23 protein-coding genes and 2 tRNA genes are annotated in these 20901 nt (G+C 44.3%); 1 reads left to right on the top strand and 24 read right to left on the bottom strand.

Features of this window, described 5'->3' with window-relative positions; translation table 11 throughout:
* Nucleotides 1–103: 103 nt before the first annotated feature.
* From HAT2_RS00375 to HAT2_RS00265, 24 genes are all read right to left on the bottom strand, one after another.
* Nucleotides 104–451, bottom strand: a complete 348-nt coding sequence (locus HAT2_RS00375; protein ID WP_114544069.1) for a DUF5407 family protein — start codon at nucleotides 449–451, stop codon at nucleotides 104–106.
* A gap of 134 nt (nucleotides 452–585) precedes the next feature.
* Nucleotides 586–1200 carry a hypothetical protein gene (locus tag HAT2_RS00370; protein ID WP_114544067.1) on the bottom strand — a complete coding sequence of 205 codons (615 nt, stop codon included), beginning with the start codon at nucleotides 1198–1200 and terminating at the stop codon, nucleotides 586–588.
* A 215-nt stretch (nucleotides 1201–1415) separates the two neighbouring features.
* The gene (locus tag HAT2_RS00365; RefSeq protein WP_114544066.1) at nucleotides 1416–1652 is read right to left on the bottom strand and encodes a DUF5398 family protein; all 237 of its coding nucleotides are present in this window, start codon (nucleotides 1650–1652) and stop codon (nucleotides 1416–1418) included.
* A gap of 2 nt (nucleotides 1653–1654) precedes the next feature.
* Entirely contained in the window at nucleotides 1655–1870 is a 216-nt protein-coding gene (locus HAT2_RS00360; RefSeq protein ID WP_114544068.1) for a hypothetical protein, read from the bottom strand.
* A 134-nt stretch (nucleotides 1871–2004) separates the two neighbouring features.
* The gene (locus HAT2_RS00355) at nucleotides 2005–2619 is read right to left on the bottom strand and encodes a hypothetical protein (protein ID WP_114544067.1); all 615 of its coding nucleotides are present in this window, start codon (nucleotides 2617–2619) and stop codon (nucleotides 2005–2007) included.
* Between the two features lie 215 nt (nucleotides 2620–2834).
* Nucleotides 2835–3071: a DUF5398 family protein gene (locus HAT2_RS00350; protein WP_114544066.1), complete on the bottom strand. Its 237-nt coding sequence runs from the start codon at nucleotides 3069–3071 to the stop codon at nucleotides 2835–2837.
* 2 nt (nucleotides 3072–3073) lie between these two features.
* Nucleotides 3074–3517: a tetratricopeptide repeat protein gene (locus HAT2_RS00345; protein WP_114544065.1), complete on the bottom strand. Its 444-nt coding sequence runs from the start codon at nucleotides 3515–3517 to the stop codon at nucleotides 3074–3076.
* 9 nt (nucleotides 3518–3526) lie between these two features.
* Nucleotides 3527–5056 carry a type III secretion system inner membrane ring subunit SctD gene (sctD, locus tag HAT2_RS00340; protein ID WP_114544064.1) on the bottom strand — a complete coding sequence of 510 codons (1530 nt, stop codon included), beginning with the start codon at nucleotides 5054–5056 and terminating at the stop codon, nucleotides 3527–3529.
* Nucleotides 5057–5177: 121 nt separating this feature from the next.
* Nucleotides 5178–5552, bottom strand: coding sequence for a type III secretion system chaperone (locus HAT2_RS00335; protein ID WP_114544063.1), 375 nt, complete (start codon nucleotides 5550–5552; stop codon nucleotides 5178–5180).
* A gap of 174 nt (nucleotides 5553–5726) precedes the next feature.
* Nucleotides 5727–6974 carry a hypothetical protein gene (locus tag HAT2_RS00330; RefSeq protein WP_114544062.1) on the bottom strand — a complete coding sequence of 416 codons (1248 nt, stop codon included), beginning with the start codon at nucleotides 6972–6974 and terminating at the stop codon, nucleotides 5727–5729.
* A 16-nt stretch (nucleotides 6975–6990) separates the two neighbouring features.
* Nucleotides 6991–8208 (bottom strand): hypothetical protein, encoded by a 1218-nt coding sequence (locus tag HAT2_RS00325; protein ID WP_114544061.1) that lies wholly within the window; start codon nucleotides 8206–8208, stop codon nucleotides 6991–6993.
* A 20-nt stretch (nucleotides 8209–8228) separates the two neighbouring features.
* Complete coding sequence (locus HAT2_RS00320; RefSeq protein ID WP_114544060.1) at nucleotides 8229–9515, bottom strand: hypothetical protein; 1287 nt, start codon at nucleotides 9513–9515, stop codon at nucleotides 8229–8231.
* Between the two features lie 27 nt (nucleotides 9516–9542).
* Nucleotides 9543–11504: a hypothetical protein gene (locus tag HAT2_RS00315; RefSeq protein WP_114544059.1), complete on the bottom strand. Its 1962-nt coding sequence runs from the start codon at nucleotides 11502–11504 to the stop codon at nucleotides 9543–9545.
* An 11-nt stretch (nucleotides 11505–11515) separates the two neighbouring features.
* Complete coding sequence (locus HAT2_RS00310; RefSeq protein WP_181860262.1) at nucleotides 11516–12148, bottom strand: SycD/LcrH family type III secretion system chaperone; 633 nt, start codon at nucleotides 12146–12148, stop codon at nucleotides 11516–11518.
* A 1-nt stretch (nucleotide 12149) separates the two neighbouring features.
* Nucleotides 12150–13007 (bottom strand): hypothetical protein, encoded by an 858-nt coding sequence (locus HAT2_RS03800; RefSeq protein ID WP_181860261.1) that lies wholly within the window; start codon nucleotides 13005–13007, stop codon nucleotides 12150–12152.
* A 3-nt stretch (nucleotides 13008–13010) separates the two neighbouring features.
* On the bottom strand, nucleotides 13011–13781 hold the full coding sequence (locus HAT2_RS00305) for a hypothetical protein (protein ID WP_114544057.1): 771 nt from the start codon (nucleotides 13779–13781) through the stop codon (nucleotides 13011–13013).
* A 16-nt stretch (nucleotides 13782–13797) separates the two neighbouring features.
* On the bottom strand, nucleotides 13798–14652 hold the full coding sequence (locus tag HAT2_RS00300) for a hypothetical protein (protein WP_114544056.1): 855 nt from the start codon (nucleotides 14650–14652) through the stop codon (nucleotides 13798–13800).
* Nucleotides 14653–14661: 9 nt separating this feature from the next.
* The gene (locus HAT2_RS00295) at nucleotides 14662–15819 is read right to left on the bottom strand and encodes a hypothetical protein (RefSeq protein WP_114544055.1); all 1158 of its coding nucleotides are present in this window, start codon (nucleotides 15817–15819) and stop codon (nucleotides 14662–14664) included.
* Between the two features lie 3 nt (nucleotides 15820–15822).
* Nucleotides 15823–16920: a hypothetical protein gene (locus tag HAT2_RS00290; RefSeq protein ID WP_114544054.1), complete on the bottom strand. Its 1098-nt coding sequence runs from the start codon at nucleotides 16918–16920 to the stop codon at nucleotides 15823–15825.
* A 59-nt stretch (nucleotides 16921–16979) separates the two neighbouring features.
* The gene (gene clpX, locus HAT2_RS00285; protein WP_114544053.1) at nucleotides 16980–18209 is read right to left on the bottom strand and encodes an ATP-dependent Clp protease ATP-binding subunit ClpX; all 1230 of its coding nucleotides are present in this window, start codon (nucleotides 18207–18209) and stop codon (nucleotides 16980–16982) included.
* A 27-nt stretch (nucleotides 18210–18236) separates the two neighbouring features.
* A complete protein-coding gene (locus tag HAT2_RS00280) occupies nucleotides 18237–18851 on the bottom strand; it encodes an ATP-dependent Clp protease proteolytic subunit (RefSeq protein WP_114544052.1) in 615 nt (204 codons plus the stop codon).
* 111 nt (nucleotides 18852–18962) lie between these two features.
* Nucleotides 18963–20150 (bottom strand): trigger factor, encoded by a 1188-nt coding sequence (locus tag HAT2_RS00275; RefSeq protein WP_114544051.1) that lies wholly within the window; start codon nucleotides 20148–20150, stop codon nucleotides 18963–18965.
* A gap of 115 nt (nucleotides 20151–20265) precedes the next feature.
* Nucleotides 20266–20337: transfer RNA gene (locus tag HAT2_RS00270), tRNA-Gly, on the bottom strand.
* A 25-nt stretch (nucleotides 20338–20362) separates the two neighbouring features.
* A tRNA-Gly gene (locus HAT2_RS00265) sits at nucleotides 20363–20435 on the bottom strand.
* A gap of 219 nt (nucleotides 20436–20654) precedes the next feature.
* On the opposite strand from HAT2_RS00265, the gene HAT2_RS03950 reads away from it, so the two are divergent.
* On the top strand, nucleotides 20655–20901 hold a 247-nt coding region (locus HAT2_RS03950), incomplete at its 3' end, for a hypothetical protein (protein WP_220253859.1).

The raw sequence follows: 20901 nt of genomic DNA, 5'->3' as shown, positions 1-20901 counted from the left end.
CCTTTACTTTTCCAGGTCGTACGGTCTAAGTAGGTGTATCTCAGGGACAAAAGAAAGAAGGCTCTAAGACTCAGGAAAATGAAGAAAGTCATGTTAAAAGGAATTACTTGGTGTTACGTGCGATGCTTTGTAAACATCCGCTAATGGCAGTCGTCAGGGAAGTTCCCATCTCTGTCATTTGGCAAAGACGTTGTGTCTTAAGTTGTAACTCGAACATGGTTGCAATCGAGAGATTTCCGCTTCCGTTGTTCTCTATAGAAAGGATCTTGTCCGTGACAACCTTTCCCTGACTTCCAATGATCTGAAACAATCTCGTAACTGGAAGAGCTCCGAGGTTCTGATCAGAAACGTTCCAGTCGTGAACCGCAAGTTCAAATATGCCTGCTGTAGTAAGGCTGCTTTCCGGCCCTGAATAAGCCGTAGCAAATGGGGTTGCTGATGAAGTAGCCATAGCGCCTTTCCTTAACGTTGAAGTCTATTTCCACGAAACGTGACCTATAAAAATTCTTCGTCCCGTTCTTCTTTCAAAACACTGACAGATCGATTTCGGCGGATAAATTGGGTGTGTTTCCTGCAATTTCGTTCTTAAATTTGCGTGTTCATGATCTGCTTGCTTGATTCAAGCGCCTTATTCATAAGGCTTGTGAAAAACTCAATCTTTTGCGACAGGTGCGAAACACGCACCTGAACAAGATAGAGTTGAGCTGGATGCCAGGATGAATCTTTTTGCGTCATATGAGTCAACTGCTTTTCCAATGTCGACAGATCGCGTTCCGAGTTAACAATTAAACCACAGAACTGTCCGAAAATCCGCTTCAAACTATCTGCTAGTTGCATTTCTTTCTGTTTAGCTGTCTTGTTCTGAGAAGGTTGTCGTCGCTTTTGCCTTTCTGCAACACTACTCTCAAAGCGCGCCAAGGAGCCTCCTCTTCCAGCTCTTCTTGCCTGCTTCCGTGCAAGGAAGACGGAAGGCTTCGATCTTCTCTTTTGTTGCTCCATCTTTCTAATAATCTCTTCTGGAGCAATCAGTGCAACCGCATTAATGGTTTGCGTGGTCACACCTTCCATCATCCTCTGAAAAAGAACTTCTTGTGTATCACCTGTAGGAGCAGGCAACTTCCCGCAAGAAGGCTGCTGGTCAGGTGAAACATTCCAATTAGTCGTAAGTGCTCCTTGAGCAGCATAATGTTGTGCAAACATAGGTCCCTGTCTTCAGAACTGATAGGTTACTTAGCAATAAGAAGAAGCATTTTATCTCAAAGCCCCCTTCCCCGAAGCCTGAATAAAGCGGATGACGCCTTATCCCCTATTTAAGGCTTCTTCCCTATTCCGATCAAACAATTTGTTCAGAGAAGTTTCAAAGTCGACTTCTGACTTCCTTTTGGGGGAAAAAGGGCTGCTTCTTGCCCTGAAGTCTATTTGACTTCCTTTAAAAGTCTCTGAAGAATCAGATAGCCTTCCAGCAAAATCTTTGTTTTAATAAATTCGCCTTGGGGGACTCCTCGGGTGAGGGCGCTTCTTATTTTTTGTATTTTTCTTTCTATTCTTTGAAGAATCCGAACTCTCTCTTGGTGGTCTTTAACATAATCTAGGAAGCAGTATGCTTTCTCAAAATTAGGGACCTCTACTTCTAATAATTCAAGACCAAACATGTTTATTTCTCTGAACCGGGGATAAGAATTGACTTCGATTTTTTAAAATTTCCCTGACTTCCAATGATCTGAAACAATCTCGTAACTGGAAGAGCTCCGAGGTTCTGATCAGAAACGTTCCAGTCGTGAACCGCAAGTTCAAATATGCCTGCTGTAGTAAGGCTGCTTTCCGGCCCTGAATAAGCCGTAGCAAATGGGGTTGCTGATGAAGTAGCCATAGCGCCTTTCCTTAACGTTGAAGTCTATTTCCACGAAACGTGACCTATAAAAATTCTTCGTCCCGTTCTTCTTTCAAAACACTGACAGATCGATTTCGGCGGATAAATTGGGTGTGTTTCCTGCAATTTCGTTCTTAAATTTGCGTGTTCATGATCTGCTTGCTTGATTCAAGCGCCTTATTCATAAGGCTTGTGAAAAACTCAATCTTTTGCGACAGGTGCGAAACACGCACCTGAACAAGATAGAGTTGAGCTGGATGCCAGGATGAATCTTTTTGCGTCATATGAGTCAACTGCTTTTCCAATGTCGACAGATCGCGTTCCGAGTTAACAATTAAACCACAGAACTGTCCGAAAATCCGCTTCAAACTATCTGCTAGTTGCATTTCTTTCTGTTTAGCTGTCTTGTTCTGAGAAGGTTGTCGTCGCTTTTGCCTTTCTGCAACACTACTCTCAAAGCGCGCCAAGGAGCCTCCTCTTCCAGCTCTTCTTGCCTGCTTCCGTGCAAGGAAGACGGAAGGCTTCGATCTTCTCTTTTGTTGCTCCATCTTTCTAATAATCTCTTCTGGAGCAATCAGTGCAACCGCATTAATGGTTTGCGTGGTCACACCTTCCATCATCCTCTGAAAAAGAACTTCTTGTGTATCACCTGTAGGAGCAGGCAACTTCCCGCAAGAAGGCTGCTGGTCAGGTGAAACATTCCAATTAGTCGTAAGTGCTCCTTGAGCAGCATAATGTTGTGCAAACATAGGTCCCTGTCTTCAGAACTGATAGGTTACTTAGCAATAAGAAGAAGCATTTTATCTCAAAGCCCCCTTCCCCGAAGCCTGAATAAAGCGGATGACGCCTTATCCCCTATTTAAGGCTTCTTCCCTATTCCGATCAAACAATTTGTTCAGAGAAGTTTCAAAGTCGACTTCTGACTTCCTTTTGGGGGAAAAAGGGCTGCTTCTTGCCCTGAAGTCTATTTGACTTCCTTTAAAAGTCTCTGAAGAATCAGATAGCCTTCCAGCAAAATCTTTGTTTTAATAAATTCGCCTTGGGGGACTCCTCGGGTGAGGGCGCTTCTTATTTTTTGTATTTTTCTTTCTATTCTTTGAAGAATCCGAACTCTCTCTTGGTGGTCTTTAACATAATCTAGGAAGCAGTATGCTTTCTCAAAATTAGGGACCTCTACTTCTAATAATTCAAGACCAAACATGTTTATTTCTCTGAACCGGGGATAAGAATTGACTTCGATTTTTTAAAACGATTGTCTGTTTTGATCCAAGCTGAAGCCATTTCACACATGCGTAAAACGTCACGATCATCGGTCTTCTCTTGAACAGACTCTAGCATCTCTCTCCCCACTTTTTGGGTTTGAGGGGAGAAGGCCAAGCATAGCCCTACCATAGCCATTGCAAGAGGATGCTCGGGCTCTTTCTTCAACACCCGGTTGAGAACACAGATGGCCGCAGAAAATTGCATGCGCTGCATAGCAAAATGACCGAAGCAAAGATCGGGGACGATGCTGTCAGGTGCAAGGATTTTTGCAGAGGTGATCAATTTCTCAGCCTCTGCATCACGTTGCCTTTCTGTCAACATAATGCCGGCCTCCAAAAAGAGGTGCAAATCTTCTCGGCAGATGGAGAGAATATCCTCGAGCATAATCGTTGTCTACTTGGAAAAAAAGGATATTTTAAACAATCCGAGTTCATTTTCGAGCAAGATTGTCCCTTTCTCGATAGACAAGATCTTCATTCCATCCAGTATATCACCTACTTTATAGGCTTTCCCTTGCAGGTAGATTTGGTAATCACCATCTTTCTTAACATATCCTGAAACGGGGTAACGTGCAGAGATGTCTTGAGACAGATTGAGCGAGTCCAGGTTATCACTTTCTGAGAGCCCAGTAGCACTATCCTTTGCAGATTGGCTAACAAGTCCTTTGCGTACAACTTTGTAACGACTTTTTTCTTGAAATCTCTTGATGATTTCGTCAATTTTTTCTTCTTCTTCTTGAAAGATCGTCCCAGCAACAATAAGTTCTCCATCGATTAATTCTGCAGCTAGTCGGTTAGGACCTACTTCCTGTAGGTCGGCATTGAGCTGTTCCAGGAGCTCCTCCTCTACAATAACTTGGTTTTTGATCTGATTCGTGAGGGGAAAATTAAGCTGAAGGTAGAGTTGCAGTTCTTCAAAAGTTTCCTTGGTCTCTACAAACCCTTCTATAAGGTATTCTCCAGGGACAGGACAGGTTAGAATAACTCCTGGCCATTGAGGGATAAGGACAATATTGAATTCACGACAGAGGAGCTCATCGATAATGAGGCGCTGTGCATCAATCTTCTCTACAAAGGGAAGCTCACTTAATTGAGATAAAACCTTAAAGCGTTCTTCTTCTTTGTGGACGTGCCCTGAAAGGACAACTTCTCTGCGTTCCTCTCTGAATTCGTATCCAAAGCTCTTGTCTGAAAGTACTTCTTCCAACTGGGCAAGATCGACAGGGGGTCGATCGAACTCGACCTCCCCGTTAGGAATGAGAGAAAAGACCAGTAAGAGGGTACTTGTCAAGATGCCAAGCAAAAGATGCTTGAATCGTTTTAGATTCAACGTTGTTGCATCCGGAAGAACAACTTCACCTGTTGAGCGTCTTAGAATGTCTCGCAGCTCTTCCTCTGAGGGCAAGACCACTGTTTTTTGAGGGGCCTGCGTATTGACAATAAGAACGGAAGATGATCCCAATCCAATAACAAGACTTCCGTCAATTTCCTCTTCTCCTTCTAACGGCTTTCCATTTGCCGTTGCTCCGTTTGTGCTCGAAAGATCTTGTATAAAGGCTCGATGGTCCTGTCTGATTGAAAGGAGCAGATGCTTTTTCGAGATGCGGGGATCGAGCAAGACGATATCGCAAACAGTTGCATCACGACCAATGAAGTAGTCACGACCCGATTCTAGAAAACTTTGAGCTCCGTTATTGGGACCGTCTAAGACATGAAGCGCCCAAACCTCTGCCCGAGGTTCAAGAGAGAAAGGAGAAAAGATGAAGTCTTGAAGATTAAACTCTTGAGAAGAGTCCGTTACCTTCAGATCGGCCTCAGAAGGGGCTCCTTCCTTTTCTGGAGGAAGGAGTGGAGAGTCCTCTTTTCGTGAGGAAGAGTGCTCTTCTTCACTCATCTTTGATTGTTCTGCTCGATTCGTTGCCATTCATCTTACCACCGTTCTACTGCAGTCTATCACTGCAAGCTGTTGCGTCAGTTGTCAGAAGTGTTCTCTGAGTAGCTTCAAGAGCCATGTAAGATCGAATATGCTAAAAGCCTAATCGGATTCATGCTAAACGCTGCCTCCAAAAAGACGCTGCAGAAATAAGATCTTTCAGAGCGTCCAGAAACTCTCTGTAAGCGACAGATACAGGTTCTAGTCTTGTCAAGAGAAGCGTTGTTCCTTCTTTGTCAAAACAGAGAACATTTCCTAACGTTCCAAGTCCTAAACAATTGGCTGAGAGGATGTCTATTAGCTGACTTGTACTAGGCCGCGAGACACCAGTGACCGACACCTGAAACAAGAGACTTTCATCCACACACCGCAAATCGACTGAGACGTCGTCCTCGAAGTGGATCTGCCACTCCAGACGATTTACATGTTCAATCATATCGGGATCGTCCAAATCCGCTGAGAGCATAGCTAACAGGCGCTCGATCATACTACACCAGATTATAGTCTCAAACTGTTGACCTGAACGAAATTGCTTCTTTGCTTTTCGAGTTACCCGATTTCTTTCGGGAGATCCAGATGAGTTGGGGTAGCTGTTGTACCTTCAGGCACTCAAGACGTACCTATATCAATCAAATGATTTTTTTACATTTTTTTTGTAAAATTATACTCGAATGCTCCAAGCACCTATTTGGCTAGACAATTGGCTGAGCCTTCTTGCAACTGACAGGAGAGCCGAAATTTCTTCTCTATTTTCTGTGCTATCCTTTTCGAGTTGTTCAAGCTCTTTTAAGGAAAATTTTTGCCATGTTTCTGCCAAAACTTCTCTGGCTTTGCCTTGCCCTTCTAGAAGAACGGCTTGTACACTCATGCCGTCCTTAACGGCCGTAGCCACTTCTCCTACAGCTTGAACAAAAAGAGGCATAATAGAAGGATCTAGCAAAGCTGTCCATACAGCTTGCCGCTTATTAAAGTCCTTTTGTCTCTGTTCGATTTTAATTTGACTATCGATAGGAGGGTGAGTGTCCTGTTTTTGGTCTTCTCGTTGCCATTCAATAGTTAGGTTATCGGTTTGTTTTTTTGAGAGCTGAATTTCAAGATCAGGAGCAGGGTCATCTTCTTTGTGAAGGTCGATGTCGAGTTCAGGCTCTTCTTTCTTCTGTTTGGTGGAGGGAAGAATCTTCTGTTTCTTGGACTCTGTTTTTAGTTGCGTTTTTGGAGGCTTTCGGTCAAAGAGAGCACCAGCTGTTGCAATGGACAGAGCAGCTAAGGAGAGAGCATAACCTACAATGGCTACGATGGCACTTGTATAACGTGCTTGTGCAAGAGCGATCTCTCCTTGAAACGTCTTTTCAATCGCTGAGAGGCGGGCATCCGTTGCTGCAATCACTTGCTGAGCTGCTTTGAGAAAAAACTCATTTTCCTCTTGAAGGATTCTTTTTCTGATTTCGGCAAGATGGCGCAAAATGGACGAGAGCTGTCCAAAGCTGCTTCCAGAAAAATATGCATTTGGCTTTTCTAGAATCGGGAGTGGTGGGTCACCAAATAGGGCGTGTTCTGCTTCTAAATTGACTCCACGTGGAGGTGCAGGCTGCTTGATCGAGAGAATAGAAGAGGAGGGAGGGCTTGAAATCAGCTTGTCTTGATAAAGCTCTTCCCTAAGACTAACCCCCTTTTTCTGTCCCTCGATTTTCTTTGTTTTGATGGGATCTGCCACTTCTCGAATAGTAAAGAAGTATTGTCCCTGGACAGGGTCAAAGGAAAGCAGGCCGGACGCAAGAAGGGCTTCTATTCTTTCTGATTCAGAAAAAGAATGGAGCCTTTCAAAAAAGTCACCTTGACCGACTTGAGAGAGAGGGGGGTATGACGGGGATAAGGCTTTGGAAGCGTCCTGCGTAGGTAGATTTGACATAACAAGAGGAGGGGGTTTAAGCTCGGAAGACCCTCATCGAAGCCTCTTTCATGGTCGAAGCGCGGTCCTCGATAATAGAAACAATCGAACCTGCTTCTTCCAAAACAGTTTTCTGATCTTTACCAACACCCTTGATAGCAGCCTGAATCAACTGGATATACCCGTCCAGAGCAGCGGTTGCTTGACGAGCATTTTTTTGAGTTTCTAAGGCTTGAGCCTCCAACTCTGCAGCTTGTGCTTGCCCGATTTGACTCACCATACCTCCGAGGGCTTGGCCTGCTGTTTGAAGTCCAGACAAAGCAAGTTGAATTCTGTCTTTCAAATCTAGGGATGTCGTCTTGACTTGTTCGCGTAGCTCACTAACGTTGTTTTCAACCTGTTGTTCTGGTGACACTGGACCTAGATCTTGATTAAGTACGATTTCAAGTTGTTCTTCAAGCTGTTGAACTATTGGGGGGCTAACTGGGTCGATGTTTTCTTCGCTTTCTAGAGTAATTTCAAGTTGTCCAGAGGGTTTTCTTGTATCGATTCTCGTATCAGGAGCTGGTTCAGCCTGATCTGGTCCAGGGACAAAGACATTTGCCTCTCCTGGTGTTTCATCTGCTGGGATTTCTCGTCCTGTTCGAGAGGCTCCAAAACGAGGAGGGGCATTTCTGACTTCCTGTACACGCGTGCTGTCTGGACGAGTTAAAACTTGATTCAAGACAGATCCCGCAACAGAAAGAAGTGTGGAGGCTAGTTGAATAGCGGCTCCTACTGTGGCCATATGTAGCGCTGTTTGTTGGGCCGTCATCTTATCAATTTCGGCTTCGAGTTCGACTTGATTTTGGCGAATTTTCGCTTTCATGGACTCGGAGTATCGGTCAAGAGCATCCTTATTGAAGGCGGAGAGCTTACCTGTGACAATGAGCTTAGAAGAAAATACCTTTTCTAAAGCCGTAAAAACGGCTGCTACATCACTCTCTGCTAAATAGTTTGGTGCTAGTGTAGAAACAGACTTGGCTGGGGTTTGGCGAATAACGTTTTGGACTTGACCATTGGGAACAGATTCGCTAGCTGTTGTGTCAAGGATTCCGAAGGATTGGAAGTTTTTTTCGACTGCAATACGATCACCCACAGAGCGTCTCTGATCCTGCTCAAGGGCGTCTCGTACATCGGCTGAAAAGTTGGCCACAGATTGTTGTACTGCATCTGCATTGGGCTGTGCAGATACTTTTTTCACTGTTTCAGGCATGAGAAGACCTCATCATTGAATTAGATTTTCCAAAGAGTTTGACCCATCGATGTTTGAGCCTTAGCCTTAGAGGAGACAATCTGTAAAAGCTGCTTAGCATGCTCGTCTGCCTCTTTTGTTTGAGCTTGTGCTTGTTGAGATCCTTGCTCCAAAACCCGCTGTAATGTCTGAGAGTAAAGCTCTACGATACGTCCAGCCTCTTCCTGTTTGGTTCCGATGATCTTGGTTCCGTCTCGAACGGCTGCAGCGAGGTTTTGTTGTACGCCCGACACGGCCTTCATCCCTTCAATACCCATCTCTAAACGTGCGGCCTCTCTCTCTAAGGCTTGTGCGCGTTCCAATGCAGCTAGATTAGGGCCAGAAGACCTTTTCACACGGACACTCTCTTCTGATGTCGAGCCACCTCGAGCTCTTTGAGCAGGAGATGAAGTAACATCACGTTCTAGAGAAATATCGAGGCGTTGACTCTCCTGGCGTTGCAGCTCTATTTCTAGTTGCCCTTTTCCTCCCGTCTTCTTAGAGGCTTTTCTTCGTTCAGTTCTGGCCAGAGTGGGGGAGGATGTTTCTGACTGTTGCTTACGTGATGTTTTCTCTTCAGAAGAGGTATTCATCTTGGCACGAATTCGTTCCGCTTCATTTTTCATGTCGACGGCTCGCATCTTGTTCATCATGGTGAAGGTGCCCTGGGCAATTAAGCCCGTAGCCGTAGCTGTAGCCGCGGTAGCACTTGCTAGAAGTCCCAATGTCTTTCCTTGGGTTGTCAGGCGAATGCCTCGGGCTTGTGATAAAGCTGACTCCCAAATAGCCTTGTTAAATTCGGCTTGTTCATGTCGCATCAAGTTAGCGACTTCTGCTTGTAAGGCATAAGCTGTCATGAGGGCATTACGGATCCTTGCCCCAGAGGCACTCTCTAAATAAGGATTAGCTTGGTCACTTGCAATGGAAGGTGGAGCTGGTTCAGCGTTGATAGTTTGTAATGTTGCTGCTTTTGTCGTTTGGATTGTACTAGGACGCTCAAGAGTTTGCGTTCGATTTGCTGGATCTAATCTATCAGACTGTAAGATCCTGAAAGAGTCGGGAAGTGCTGCTTGCGTTGTAGAGGAGAGGGAGGGCGCTGTAACATTTAGCCTGTAAGTTCCGTCCGGCTGGACAGAGACCTTTCCTTCCTTGACGAGTTTGTTCACTTGCTCTTTGGTCATGGTCACTGACCCATCAGGGCCCGTAATGCCTTGAGCTAAGGCGCGTAAAGCAGATGAAATTGAAAAGGACTTCTGTGTGGGAAGAGAAGTGTTTTGATCTGGATTCATAGTGCAAAAAAAGGTTGAATTCTAGTTTTAGACGCGTGTGCGAATACCGACGGAAAAAGTTTGGTCTGCTGTTCTCCAGAAGTCAGAAAAGGCTTGGCCTATTTTTTTGACGCTTTCAACGTGAGCCTCTTGGATTTGAAAGGCACCTTCTGCCATCAGTCGAGTAAGAAAAAATTCGAATTCTTGGCGCATCAGCTCTTGTTGAAGACGACTTATTTGTCTCTTAGCATTTTTTTGCTCTTCGATGACGCGTGATTCCGATGCAGATTGTTTGATGGAGACACCCGCTCGAGTAGCTGTTTGAGCGAGAGATCCTATGAATTGTAATCCCTGTGCCCCTCGGACAAATTTCTTAGGGTCCACAGCTTCCATTTTTTTGACAAAAGGTTCAGAGGCAAAGGGTTTAAAAAGAGAATTAGGTTTTGTAGGAAGAGGGGGAACAGTGCCTATGCTGTTTGGGGTGTCGAAATTGACAGCAGAGGAGGCAATGGATGCCAACATGCTGAAGATACCTATAGCGGCCATAATGCCCATCATCAGTTTTTGATGATCCTGACTAATTTCCGCGATGAGATGATCATAATGACTCTTGGCACGGTATGAGGTGTATTGCATAGAAACTCGTGCATCTTCTTCAAGATGTTTTCTCAGAGACGAATCTAAGTTAGATCCTAAACCCATGAACTTGGCTCGAAGAGCCACGACAGTGTCAATATCACCCTTTAAAAGGGCTTTTTGCTCTTGTTCAGCCAAGTGTTCTACTTCTTTATCGGCTTGTGCTGCTCCCTTTTCTGATACAAGATCTCTATAAAATTGGCTGGCTTTCAGCTGTTTGATACGAGCTTCTTTCTTGGCTATGGTCGACTCAATAAGAGAGTTGGCTGTTCGATCACCACCCAAGGAACGCGCCAAGGCACCTGATTCCATTAAACCTGTAAAGATAGTTAGAGTTGAGTTAGCAAGGATGCTTGCCAAGGAGGAGAGAAATTTAAAAAGATTTTTCATGATCAGTTCGTTTATGGTCCTGAGCATGACTTTGATTGTTTGGTTTGCAATCGTGTTAGTAATGGAAGCTGCCGCAGCAGCTCCGAAGGAAAGGATCGCCAGAATAGCTTGAAAAAAGGCGTTGAGGACAGAAAGAGATGTTTTGAAAAATTCTGTCTTTTTTCTAATCTCTGCATTCTTTTCAGCACTATTATGAGGGCTCTCTTTTCCGACAAATTGTGCGGCTAAGTCGTTGATCCAAGATTTTCCGTCTGTTCTTAGTGCATCCGAAAGAGCAAGAGAACTAGTAACTACTCCTCCGATACCACCAGCTACTGCTGCTGTCGTTGCAGCTACCATAGGAGCTGTTCCAATACCAGCTGTAAAAATGCTTACGATAGCAGTCAAAATAGCCATGAGAATAGCAATAAAGATTCCAAATATAGCCATGAGAGCTTGAAGACGTTTCATCTCTTTCATGGCATTTTCAGTTATTTTAGCATCGTTTCTTGCTACTTCTGCCGATGCTTTCATATCTTGAATCTTCTCTTTCATAACAGCAACACTGGCCTGTAGCCTATTCACAGTTGCTTCCGCGTCCATTATTTCATTTTTGGAACGAATGCGTGACAGGGCAGACATAGCCTCTGCCACAGCTCCAGCAAAAGCACTTAAAGAGAAGGAAGGTGATGTTGGACGTGGAGAGAGGATGAGTTCATCTTCTCCAAAAGAGTTCGTATTGTTTTTAGCAGAAAACAGAGCGTCTATTGATCCAGAAGAAATGTTCTGGCCTTTGAGAAGTCGTCTTACCTCTTCTGCTTGTTCTCCAAGCCCATCTGCGCCATAAAGGTAGAGTTTTTCTCTCTGTGCTGGGGTAAGGCCAATGTCCATTAAAGCAGAGTGCATTTGGGTTTCTGAATAGAACTTTTTTTGCATTCTAAGTTCTTTTTCAAAATCCTTTTTACTGTTCTCTTGGGTAGTAGGAAAAACGTAGAGTTGAGACACAGGGCTCTCCTTTATCCCTTGATTGGATATGACCACTTCTCTTCTAGAGCTTTTTTTAGGACTTCAGCGCGTTCTAAAATAATTTGATGTTCGGAAGAATCCGGGTCACAATGTTTCATGCACAGGTCAAGCATGACAATAGCGGAACAAAAATCTTGCATCTGGATATAACAGTCTGCTGCATGATAGTGCGGAAGAGGGATATAGCGTGCTGGTTCTAACATGACAGACATGAGATACGCTTTGACGGCATCCTTATAGTTTTTCTGCCTATGTAAGGTAGTAGCTAGAGCATACCGATATTTCCATTGAATAGGATCTAGAATGACGAGAATATTAAACAGCTGAAAGGCTTCACTAAACTGTTTCTTTTCGAAAAGTTGAAAGCCCCAAGCATAAAAAGCTTCCATATTCTCTTCGGAAAGTCCAAGTGCATCTTTGAAAAGAACGCCCTTTTCGTAGACCAAGCCGATAGCTTGTGCAAGCTTTTGTGAAAACTCTTCGTAGATCTCATCTTGAGGTAACGGGGGTTGTTCATCCTTTTGCGTTGAAAAATCTTGTTCCGCAAAGAGCCTAAATAGGAGACGCAACTGCTCGGCCGAACTTTCAGATGGGTGTAGGTAAGATAAGATGTTCTCCAACATATTAGAACCGTAACAAAACTTCCAAAACTGTTTTTTGCCTTTCGAAGAGACTGAGGAAAGTACTTTGAAATTGCTTCGTGTTTTCTTGAGCAAACTGCAAGTTTGTTTCAATCTGTCGTGACCTATCTTTTGATAGATTAAAGGCCTGTTTTTTCTTTTCTCTTTCAAGCAAGGCTGCTTGTTGAGCTCCAACAGATTCAGGATCTGGAATTCGTCCATCTACTGCAGATTGTTGGACAGCTGGCAAGTCAATCGACTCGAGTCCAGTTTGAGCATTTTGCATAGAGAGATAATATTTAATTGTGTCTAGACTGTATCTATATTGGGTCTCTTGTGTTTGCTTCATGGTGTCTATGAGACGATCTAGACAGTAAAAGATGACGTTTTCTTGTATGATTCGGAGACGTTGGATGGCCGCGTTCGATGATTCTTCTAAAAAGTTTGCAAAATTGTTAACGTAAACCATGACACGTTCTTCTGGAAGAACGAAGGATTGTAATTGGCTGAGTTGGGTTGCGTCCAGCGTGGTCGACCATGTTACGAGTGCTTCTATTAGTCTTTTATCGAAAAAACTATTGCGAGAGATATTTGGTCCCCCTTCAATTAAATCTGGCTCCATTCCGCTGTAGAATGCGTTGGATATGAAAGGGTAAAATTGTGCGAAGAAGAAATCAGAAAAATGACGAATGTAGTCGTAGTGAATGGTTGTTCCTGTGTTCCCAATCCAATTGGACTGTATGGAGGCAAGAGTGCTATCTGAAAGAACGGGAAAACCTGAAGTTTTGAATTTTCCAATTCCTTCAATTGTTTCTGTTCTGGGACGAACAGTGATGTTATCCCAGTTGATATAAGAAGGCATGCTCTATCCTATACGGGTAATTGCGGAAGCCATGGATTCCATCTCTTGGACAAGCTTGGTTGCGAGCTGAGAGAATTGTGCTCGGGAGTCTGATGCTGTTTGAACATCGTTCTGGTACTGAGAGGTGCTTTTCCCGATGATAGATCTCCAGTTTCTGTGATTTTCAGACTCTTGCTGTGCATCCATATTGTCTTTAATGGTCTCGTAGTCAGTATCACTCGTTTGAAGCTCGAATTCGATTTGACCCATCTTGTTAACCGCATTTTCCTCCCCTAGGGCAAAAAGAACGGAGGCGTTGGCTTTATTTAGAGTCGTTTTTTGTGTATGTTTCATGACCTCAAGCAGAAGTTGCCAAGCCCAAAAGACTGGTATGATATTTTGTCTTGCTTTGAGCTCGTCTGGTCTTTCTGAGGACTCTAGGTAGTCTCTAAATTTTTCGCTTAAGCTTGTTATGCCTATTCTTGGTGATATGGTAGAAGTCGTTTTATGAAGGTGTGTTCCAAAGAAATAGAGTAAATTCTTTTTAAAGACACTTTTAGCGTGGTAATCCATACCGGCACTTTTGTAGGCGAAAATTTTGGAGAGGTCGAGTTCTTGTTGGTCATCTGTAATGAAGCCGTTGATATCTTTTAGTTCTGTCAGCTCTTCATCAACGAAGACATCCCAGAGTGCTCTTGCAGTAGGCTCTGGATCAATGACCACAGTGAAGTCAGCATAGAAGCCTTTTTTTTGAAATTCGCTCCATTCGGGTAGCTGGTTCAAAGTAATAGCCATAATTTTACCTCAAATGTTAGGAGAACAGTCCACGGACCATATTCAAGTCTGTTTCAAACAGTTTACTAATGAAATTAGAAAAGATTTCCGCATCGTTATTGACTTTTGTAAGCTCGGCAGAAGAACGATCGACTTTTTTTTGTATCACAAGACGAAAGGTTTTCAGGTCTTCCAATAGCTTTGAGTTTCTTTGATTTCTATGCTGTCCTTCATAATCAGATGAGTTAAGTAAGGGACGATAAGAGTACTTTGGGTCTATCATCTCTGTAGAGATAGATTGTGCTGTTTGAGCATTACGCGTAGCAAGTCGACCTGTGTTAATGGTATGTCTCTGAATCTGTTCTAAACTTCTCATCAAAGCATAAGATGCCCAGATACGCATGTTAGATGCTCGCAATTCGAGGTTAGTGAGAAGACGCTGGTCGCTCGGCAGCTTGCTTGTTCCATGAAAGCGTGTGGTGAGATAGGATTGAAAAAGGATATCTTTTTCGTTTTCGTCAAGTGCTTGAAATTGATCTAGAGTAAATTGTTGGTCATTTGTCGTATCGTCTCTTCCTTCGAAGACAGAAAGATAAATGTCTTCCAGCATGGCATAGAACAGACGTTCGTAAATGGTCTGAGCATTAGAGTCGACAGCTAGAACCTTGGCCTTCTCCGCATTGAACTCTTCTTGAGACAAGCCTGGGAAGATATTGTCCATCATAAAATCCCATAAAGGAACAGCATGTAGACAGACTACCTCTTCACCCTCGATTTCTAACGTAGGTGTTTCTGAGGAGAACGGATAAGTGGGTTGCTCAACAAATTGACGATGATTTTCTCCAAGGTAGGGGCTTTTATTTAAAATTTTCGTATCAAACTCTGGATACATAGCGCGATCCTACCTTGCAATTTTTTGGGCGACACTTTTGGAACATTTGAAAGTCATGTCGAGAAGAGCAGCGGACGACTTGATGAACTCTTGGTAGAGAAAGAGAGCCTTAGACAAGATTTGTTTCTGGATATCATTTTGGGATTGGATAACAGAGAGTGCGTCCGAAATGGCCTTGCGAAATTCATTATCCATATACAGTCGAGCAAAGTTACGAGGTTCGGAACCAGCATCGAATGTTGTCCTCCAGTAGAGTTCTCCTTCTGCTTCCCTTCCTCCAATTCGGTCTGCCCAGAGGCTCTCGGAAGATGTATTCCAGGTAGTAATGTCATAGTCTGTGTCCACAACGGACAAAACCTCTGACAAAGCTTTGTAGTGGTCTGATTCCGAGGGGAGCTGGTTACGGAGCTCTTTCAGACGAACAGTGGCGTCCTTGAGAACAGCCATAGCATTTAGGGTTGTAAGGGTTCCGCCGACATAACGTCTTTCTACTGTAGTGAAGGGTGTTGTGTTATAGAAAAAGTTGGTGCTTCCACCGCTGCTCGTTCCGATAGAGGATGCTGTTACCGTTGGTCCGGCGTTATCTGTAATCATGAGTTCTCCACGCTCGTTGAGAAACCTCTTTCCAGGGTTAATCGCCAGGATACTTTCCATACGATTCAATTCCTTGGAAACTTCACTCAGAAGGACTAAGGCATCGCCTAAACGGCTCACTTCTTGGCTGAGTAGGTTTTCTCCGTTACGGGCATAGTCAAAGTAGAGGATCTCATTAAGAATAGGTCTTGAAACGGCGTCGTTCGCTTCATCCTTTAATGTGCCAAGTGCAGTAATCAGGTTTTGTCGAAGAGGGTCAAAAGTGGTTGTGAGTTCTGTCGTCGAATAGCTAGGGATATCGATGTCGTCGATCAAGTCGACAACAGCGTCGATCTCCGAGTCAAATCCAAGGCCGTAAAAGGTTGCCTCTTTCCGGAAAAGAAGAACTTGTTTCAGCGTTTGTAACAAGTGGTGTGTTTTTGTTAAATCTCCTACAGAAGGCACGCCACCTGTTGTAGTGAAGCTACTGCCCAGACTGGTCAATTGATCCAACGTCATCTTCAAGGCAGATTTATCGCCGTTAAAGAGATATAGATCCGGTTTTTCAAGAAAAGGATCGCCTATAGTAGACACATTTTACCTATTGATTCTTCTTGCTACACTGGTAAGAGACTGATTTTGATTTTCAAATAGACTAGCTGTTGCATCTGCAATGGCTTTAGTCTCAAAGAGGATCTTGTTGACATCGTGTTGAGCGCGTTCATTAATATTGAGAGCGAGCTCGATAGCTGTACGAAGATCAACTTGAAAGGATTGGTCTTCCCACATCTTTTTGACGAGGGATTCGTTGATGAGGCCTCCGAAGCCTCCTTCCTCGGAAGAGGCATCTATCTTATTGAGTATTTTTTTGAGGTAAATAGACTCGCTGCTTTCCTCTGGATAGACCTCGCTAGAGTCAATCCCCCTCAAAAGGCTGATGCCTTTAATTTTAGAGGCATCTGCCTGTGCTAGGAAGAGGGTGTACCAAGAGTCCGTTAGTGTTGGATTGATAAGAAATCCTTCGGGGGAGATATATTTAGGTCCTGGATTCCAGGTACAGGCCTCATTCAATAAGTTGAGACCCTCTAGAAGATCAGAAGCTGCATTGACAGTTTCTCCTAGGTTACTCAAAATTCTGTCACTGCGATTATTGAATCTTCTAAAGGTCTCAATGAAAAGGACCTCTTCGGGGGGAATGTCTAAGTTTCCCTCCGACAAGGGAGAGAGAGAACCTAGGGCAGTAGCTAGGGCTGTTTCAAAGGAGGCATTGGACAGCTGTGTTGTCAAAAGAGTCAACATCTGTGGGAAAGGGGTTCCCTCTGTATAAGCTGTTTCAATTGGATCCAAAAAATCTTGGACAGCCTGACATTGACTTTTGATCTGATTAGAAGAGCTTAATCCCCACTCATCACAGTCACGAAGGCTCTTATTTAGAAAGCTTAGACGGTGAGAGAGAGAGAGAACTTCACTGTTATCAGGAACAGATGTACGACTGTTGAAGGCTCTTAAGAGCTCGACAACTTCGTAAAGAGCGTTGGCATATTCGGCCAACGTCACGGGAGCAATAGTCCAACTGGAAATAGAAGACGACGAAGGGGTAGAAGAGCTCATGGCGCGACCTGCAGAACAAGAGAGGGAATCGACTAAAAAAAGAGGGTCGGAAGGGCGCTTGGAAGACGCCTGACCAGAGGCCAATGAACCAGGGCCTCTTAGGCCATCTTAGCGGGCAAAGAACTTATTAATCAAAAATTTTATTAATTTTGATCAGAAACAGTTTTCCGAATGACTTTTGGCAAGCTATTCGTTTGAATCGTCTCTAGGTCAACAATTACTTTTTCAATGGTGTCGTCTGACGGGGCTTCAAACATAATATCGCGCAAGACATTCTCCAAAATGGTTCTTAGGCCTCTTGCTCCTGTACCAACAGCAAGAGCCTTTTGGGCGATAGCCTTGAGTGCCTCTGGAGTCACGTCTAAGGCAATATTTTCATCTTCAAACATTTGTGTGTATTGTTTGATGATTGCACCTTCAGGCTGAACTAGAACATCGACTAACTCTTCCTCTGAAAGCTCCTTGCAACAGACAATAGTATTGAATCGCCCTACAAACTCAGGAATCATTCCGTATTGGATCAAATCCTCCGGCTGAACCTTTAAAAGAAGAGTCGAAACTTTTTCTGACTCTGTTTGAACCAAATGCAGATCATCTTGATGGAACCCAATATTACCTCGACCTAATCTCTTAGCAATGATCTTATCCAAGTGGATAAAGGCACCCCCAGCAATGAAAAGAATGTGATCCGTATTGACGCGTAGGAACTCCTGGTTAGGGTGCTTACGACCTCCTTTAGGAGGAATATTAGCTATTGTTCCCTCGATAATTTTGAGAAGAGCTTGCTGGACTCCCTCTCCTGAAACATCACGCGTGATAGAAACATTTGATTTTGTGGCGTGGATCTTATCCACCTCATCTAAGTAGATAATACCAGATTCTGCGCGAGGCACGTCAAAGTCAGCAGCTTGCAACAAGCGCAAAATGATGTTTTCGACGTCTTCGCCTACGTATCCAGCTTCTGTTAAGGTCGTTGCATCAGCAATGGCAAAGGGAACATCCAAAATTGAAGCAAGAGTTTTTGCTAACATCGTCTTTCCAGATCCAGTCGGACCAAGTAGCAGAACATTAGACTTGCCGTAGTGCACGCGACCTGTCATCTGCTCCGCTTTGGACAGATTATGAACCCTTCTGTAGTGGTTATAAACAGCGGTAGAGATGGTGCGTTTAGCCAACTCTTGACCAATGATGAAACGGTCCAAATGGCTCTTAATTTCCTTTGGTTTCGGAAGAGTTTGAATTTGTGGAAGACTCTTCTTATCTAGTAGCCCCATACAAAGACGAACGCATTGATCGCAGATGAAGACGTCAGGGCCGGAAATGAGCTTTTCTGTGTTTTCCTCTCCTTGCCCACAAAATGAACAGTTGGCCATGCTATATCCTGAGACAAATGGTTGATCTTACAAAGAGTTCTTTTTTTCGTCTTGTTTGGGAAGGGGTTTTTCAATGACGCGGTCAATCAGTCCGTAAGTCACAGCCTCTTCTGGACTCATGTAGAAATCGCGATCGGAATCGATCAGAATTTGTTCAAGAGGTTTCTGAGTGTTCTTTGCCAGCATTTCTGCAACTCTCTTCTTTAAGAAGGCGATTTCTCCAGCTTGCCTTTCAATATCAGCTGAAGTTCCTCCTACACCACCGCTTGGTTGATGCAGCATAATGCGGCTATTGGGTAGAGAAAAACGTTTGCCTTTCGTGCCACCAGAAAGGAGCAAGGCTCCTAAAGAAGCTGCGATTCCAATGCAATATGTTGCCACGTCACACTCTAAGAAATTCATTGTGTCCAGGATGGCAAGACCGGCTGTAATTTGACCTCCGGGTGTATGGATGTAAACGCTGATCTCTTTCTTGGGATTTTCCATTTTAAGAAAGAGTAGTTGAGCGATAATGAGATTAGCCGTTTGGTCCTGAATGGGACCACCAATGAAAATGATCCTGTCCATTAGCAATCGAGAGAAAATGTCCATCGACCTTTCTCCACGGCCCGTGTCCTCCACCACAAAGGGAACGAGAGTCATTTTTTCCACACCTCAACGACATCGTTTCGAACTGTACTCTACTCATGTAGAGTAAAAAAAAGACCAGCATTTCAAAGCTAATAGTCTCTTCCTGAACAAGAGGATAACAGGTTAATTCGGGTTGATCCAGCCAATTCGTTGCAAAAGGAAAAGCAAAACCTCGTGCTGCATAAGCTGAGCAGCCATTCTTTGACGTCCACTTTCCCCTTGTGGTCCTGGGGGATTCTGTGACCAAATAAAATCTCGATGCTCTGGTGTCAACTGGATACGATGTTGGATGGCAATGGATTCAATGAAAAAGAAAAGCCTCAAAGCATGTCGAGCTTGCTCCTCTACTTCCTCCTTTGTCAATCCCTGGTTAGATGCAAATGAAGAGCGAGATTCCACTTCCCTTTCGAGAAGGGATTGAGGCAGCTCAAAGAGGAGCTGCTCAACAAGGGCGTCTTGCAGAACCGATTTCGCTTCTTCAAGATAGTCAAAGTCCAATGAGGATTGGAGCCGCTTTTTCATTTCGCTTCTTAGTTCGTCTACCGATTGCAAATGAAAACGCTGAGCAAAAGCCGTATCAAGGGGAGGCAAGTCCTTACGATCGGCCTGCAAAACATGTACACGATATACCCCAGCTGGGAGAGAAGAACAATCTTGGGCCAGGTTCACTTCCCCTTCCCTGGTTCCCATTTTCAGGAGAGCATCCCTCAAACAAGGGTCCATTTCTTTGACGAGGCATCCCTTTCCTTTTCCTACCTCTTCTCCTGTTTGGGCAAGGAGGCGATAGTTGATTCGATCCTCCGGGCTCAGTGGGATATCTTCGTCTAAAGTGACCCATTCGGCAAGGATGCCCCTATACTCATCAATCTTGTTCTGAACCACTTCGTCTGTGACTTCCTTTCTCTGAGGGGGAGACAAGGAGGAGAAATCCAAAGCTTCTACTGATATGTCTTGGGGATAAGTTTCTAAGGAAAGTTGCAATTCGGCGTCCGAAGTGTCACTTAATTTCTTCCATTTGTAGATAACAGGGGGGATAGTGCGAACTCCTAAGATCTTTACAGCATCTTGAGCAACCAGTTTTGCCAGACTCTCTTGCCATTCGAGTTGAATCTTTTGTCCAAAAGAATCCATAACATGGTGCCTGGGAACACGCCCCTTACGAAAACCTGGTAACGAAACTGTTTTAACGATTTTGTTAATGGCTTCTTCTCGGCAAAGAGTCACGAGAGAAGAAGGCACAGAGACAACGAGTTCCAACAGACAGTTCGGAAGGACTTCCTTGGACAAGATGTCTACTCGGTTCTCTGACATTTCATTCTTCTTCACTTTCTATTCCTAAATTAACTTTCCAAACCGGACAACGCACAAATCCATGACGACAGAAAGGACTGAGGGATACAGCTTTGGATCCGATCGTAAACGAAGAAGCGGGCAACGAGATTCGAACTCACGACCCTCACGTTGGCAACGTGATGCTCTACCACTGAGCTATACCCGCATCGAAGAGTGCCCCAGAAGCCCGAAGTGGGTGATGAGGTTCGAACTCACGACATTCAGCTTGGGAAGCTGACGCTCTACCGGCTGAGCTACACCCACACTTTGGGAGGAAACTTCCTCCAGGAGGGACGAATTTTAGACCAGCTTCGGTTTATTTGCAAAAGGTCGTTTCAGAGTAGATCCCTAAACTGTATTAAAAACGAATAGAAAAGTCTTTTTGGTAGTAAGTCTTCCATTTTATGCGAGGGCGTGCCATCTTGCGCAACATGGTTGACAAGCAAGAATTGTAAGGCTCGTTTTCTCTCGCATCGATACGCGATGTCAGTACACGCTACGCTTCTCTCTGGACCCCATTTGGGCAATTTTGTCCTCATTTTGTATCCGAGGAATGCAATGTCCGGGTTATTGAATTACAGGAAACTGCGTCAAGACTTTTCTTCCGCTCTTCTCAAGGAAGGCCGGTCTCTCTATGACGCACGAGCTGTCTGTTCCGTACAGATCGTGGAGATAACGGATAGGACCATCCGGCTAAAATGCGAAGTTTGGGGGAATTACAACAACCGCC

The organism is Candidatus Similichlamydia laticola (genome assembly GCF_003339615.1).
Classification (GTDB): domain Bacteria; phylum Chlamydiota; class Chlamydiia; order Chlamydiales; family Parilichlamydiaceae; genus Similichlamydia; species Similichlamydia laticola.
Note: the sequence above shows the minus strand (reverse complement) of the source record. Positions and strands in the feature narration are given on the sequence as shown.

Excerpts from the sequence above, each read along its gene's own strand:
- HAT2_RS00375 (WP_114544069.1), bottom strand. The coding sequence starts at position 451 with ATGGCTACTTCATCAGCAACCCCATTTGCTACGGCTTATTCAGGGCCG.
- HAT2_RS00370 (WP_114544067.1), bottom strand. The coding sequence starts at position 1,200 with ATGTTTGCACAACATTATGCTGCTCAAGGAGCACTTACGACTAATTGG.
- HAT2_RS00365 (WP_114544066.1), bottom strand. The coding sequence starts at position 1,652 with ATGTTTGGTCTTGAATTATTAGAAGTAGAGGTCCCTAATTTTGAGAAA.
- HAT2_RS00360 (WP_114544068.1), bottom strand. The coding sequence starts at position 1,870 with ATGGCTACTTCATCAGCAACCCCATTTGCTACGGCTTATTCAGGGCCG.
- HAT2_RS00355 (WP_114544067.1), bottom strand. The coding sequence starts at position 2,619 with ATGTTTGCACAACATTATGCTGCTCAAGGAGCACTTACGACTAATTGG.
- HAT2_RS00350 (WP_114544066.1), bottom strand. The coding sequence starts at position 3,071 with ATGTTTGGTCTTGAATTATTAGAAGTAGAGGTCCCTAATTTTGAGAAA.
- HAT2_RS00345 (WP_114544065.1), bottom strand. The coding sequence starts at position 3,517 with ATGCTCGAGGATATTCTCTCCATCTGCCGAGAAGATTTGCACCTCTTT.
- sctD (WP_114544064.1), bottom strand. The coding sequence starts at position 5,056 with ATGGCAACGAATCGAGCAGAACAATCAAAGATGAGTGAAGAAGAGCAC.
- HAT2_RS00335 (WP_114544063.1), bottom strand. The coding sequence starts at position 5,552 with ATGATCGAGCGCCTGTTAGCTATGCTCTCAGCGGATTTGGACGATCCC.
- HAT2_RS00330 (WP_114544062.1), bottom strand. The coding sequence starts at position 6,974 with ATGTCAAATCTACCTACGCAGGACGCTTCCAAAGCCTTATCCCCGTCA.
- HAT2_RS00325 (WP_114544061.1), bottom strand. The coding sequence starts at position 8,208 with ATGCCTGAAACAGTGAAAAAAGTATCTGCACAGCCCAATGCAGATGCA.
- HAT2_RS00320 (WP_114544060.1), bottom strand. The coding sequence starts at position 9,515 with ATGAATCCAGATCAAAACACTTCTCTTCCCACACAGAAGTCCTTTTCA.
- HAT2_RS00310 (WP_181860262.1), bottom strand. The coding sequence starts at position 12,148 with ATGTTGGAGAACATCTTATCTTACCTACACCCATCTGAAAGTTCGGCC.
- HAT2_RS03800 (WP_181860261.1), bottom strand. The coding sequence starts at position 13,007 with ATGCCTTCTTATATCAACTGGGATAACATCACTGTTCGTCCCAGAACA.
- HAT2_RS00305 (WP_114544057.1), bottom strand. The coding sequence starts at position 13,781 with ATGGCTATTACTTTGAACCAGCTACCCGAATGGAGCGAATTTCAAAAA.
- HAT2_RS00300 (WP_114544056.1), bottom strand. The coding sequence starts at position 14,652 with ATGTATCCAGAGTTTGATACGAAAATTTTAAATAAAAGCCCCTACCTT.
- clpX (WP_114544053.1), bottom strand. The coding sequence starts at position 18,209 with ATGGCCAACTGTTCATTTTGTGGGCAAGGAGAGGAAAACACAGAAAAG.
- HAT2_RS00280 (WP_114544052.1), bottom strand. The coding sequence starts at position 18,851 with ATGACTCTCGTTCCCTTTGTGGTGGAGGACACGGGCCGTGGAGAAAGG.
- HAT2_RS00275 (WP_114544051.1), bottom strand. The coding sequence starts at position 20,150 with ATGTCAGAGAACCGAGTAGACATCTTGTCCAAGGAAGTCCTTCCGAAC.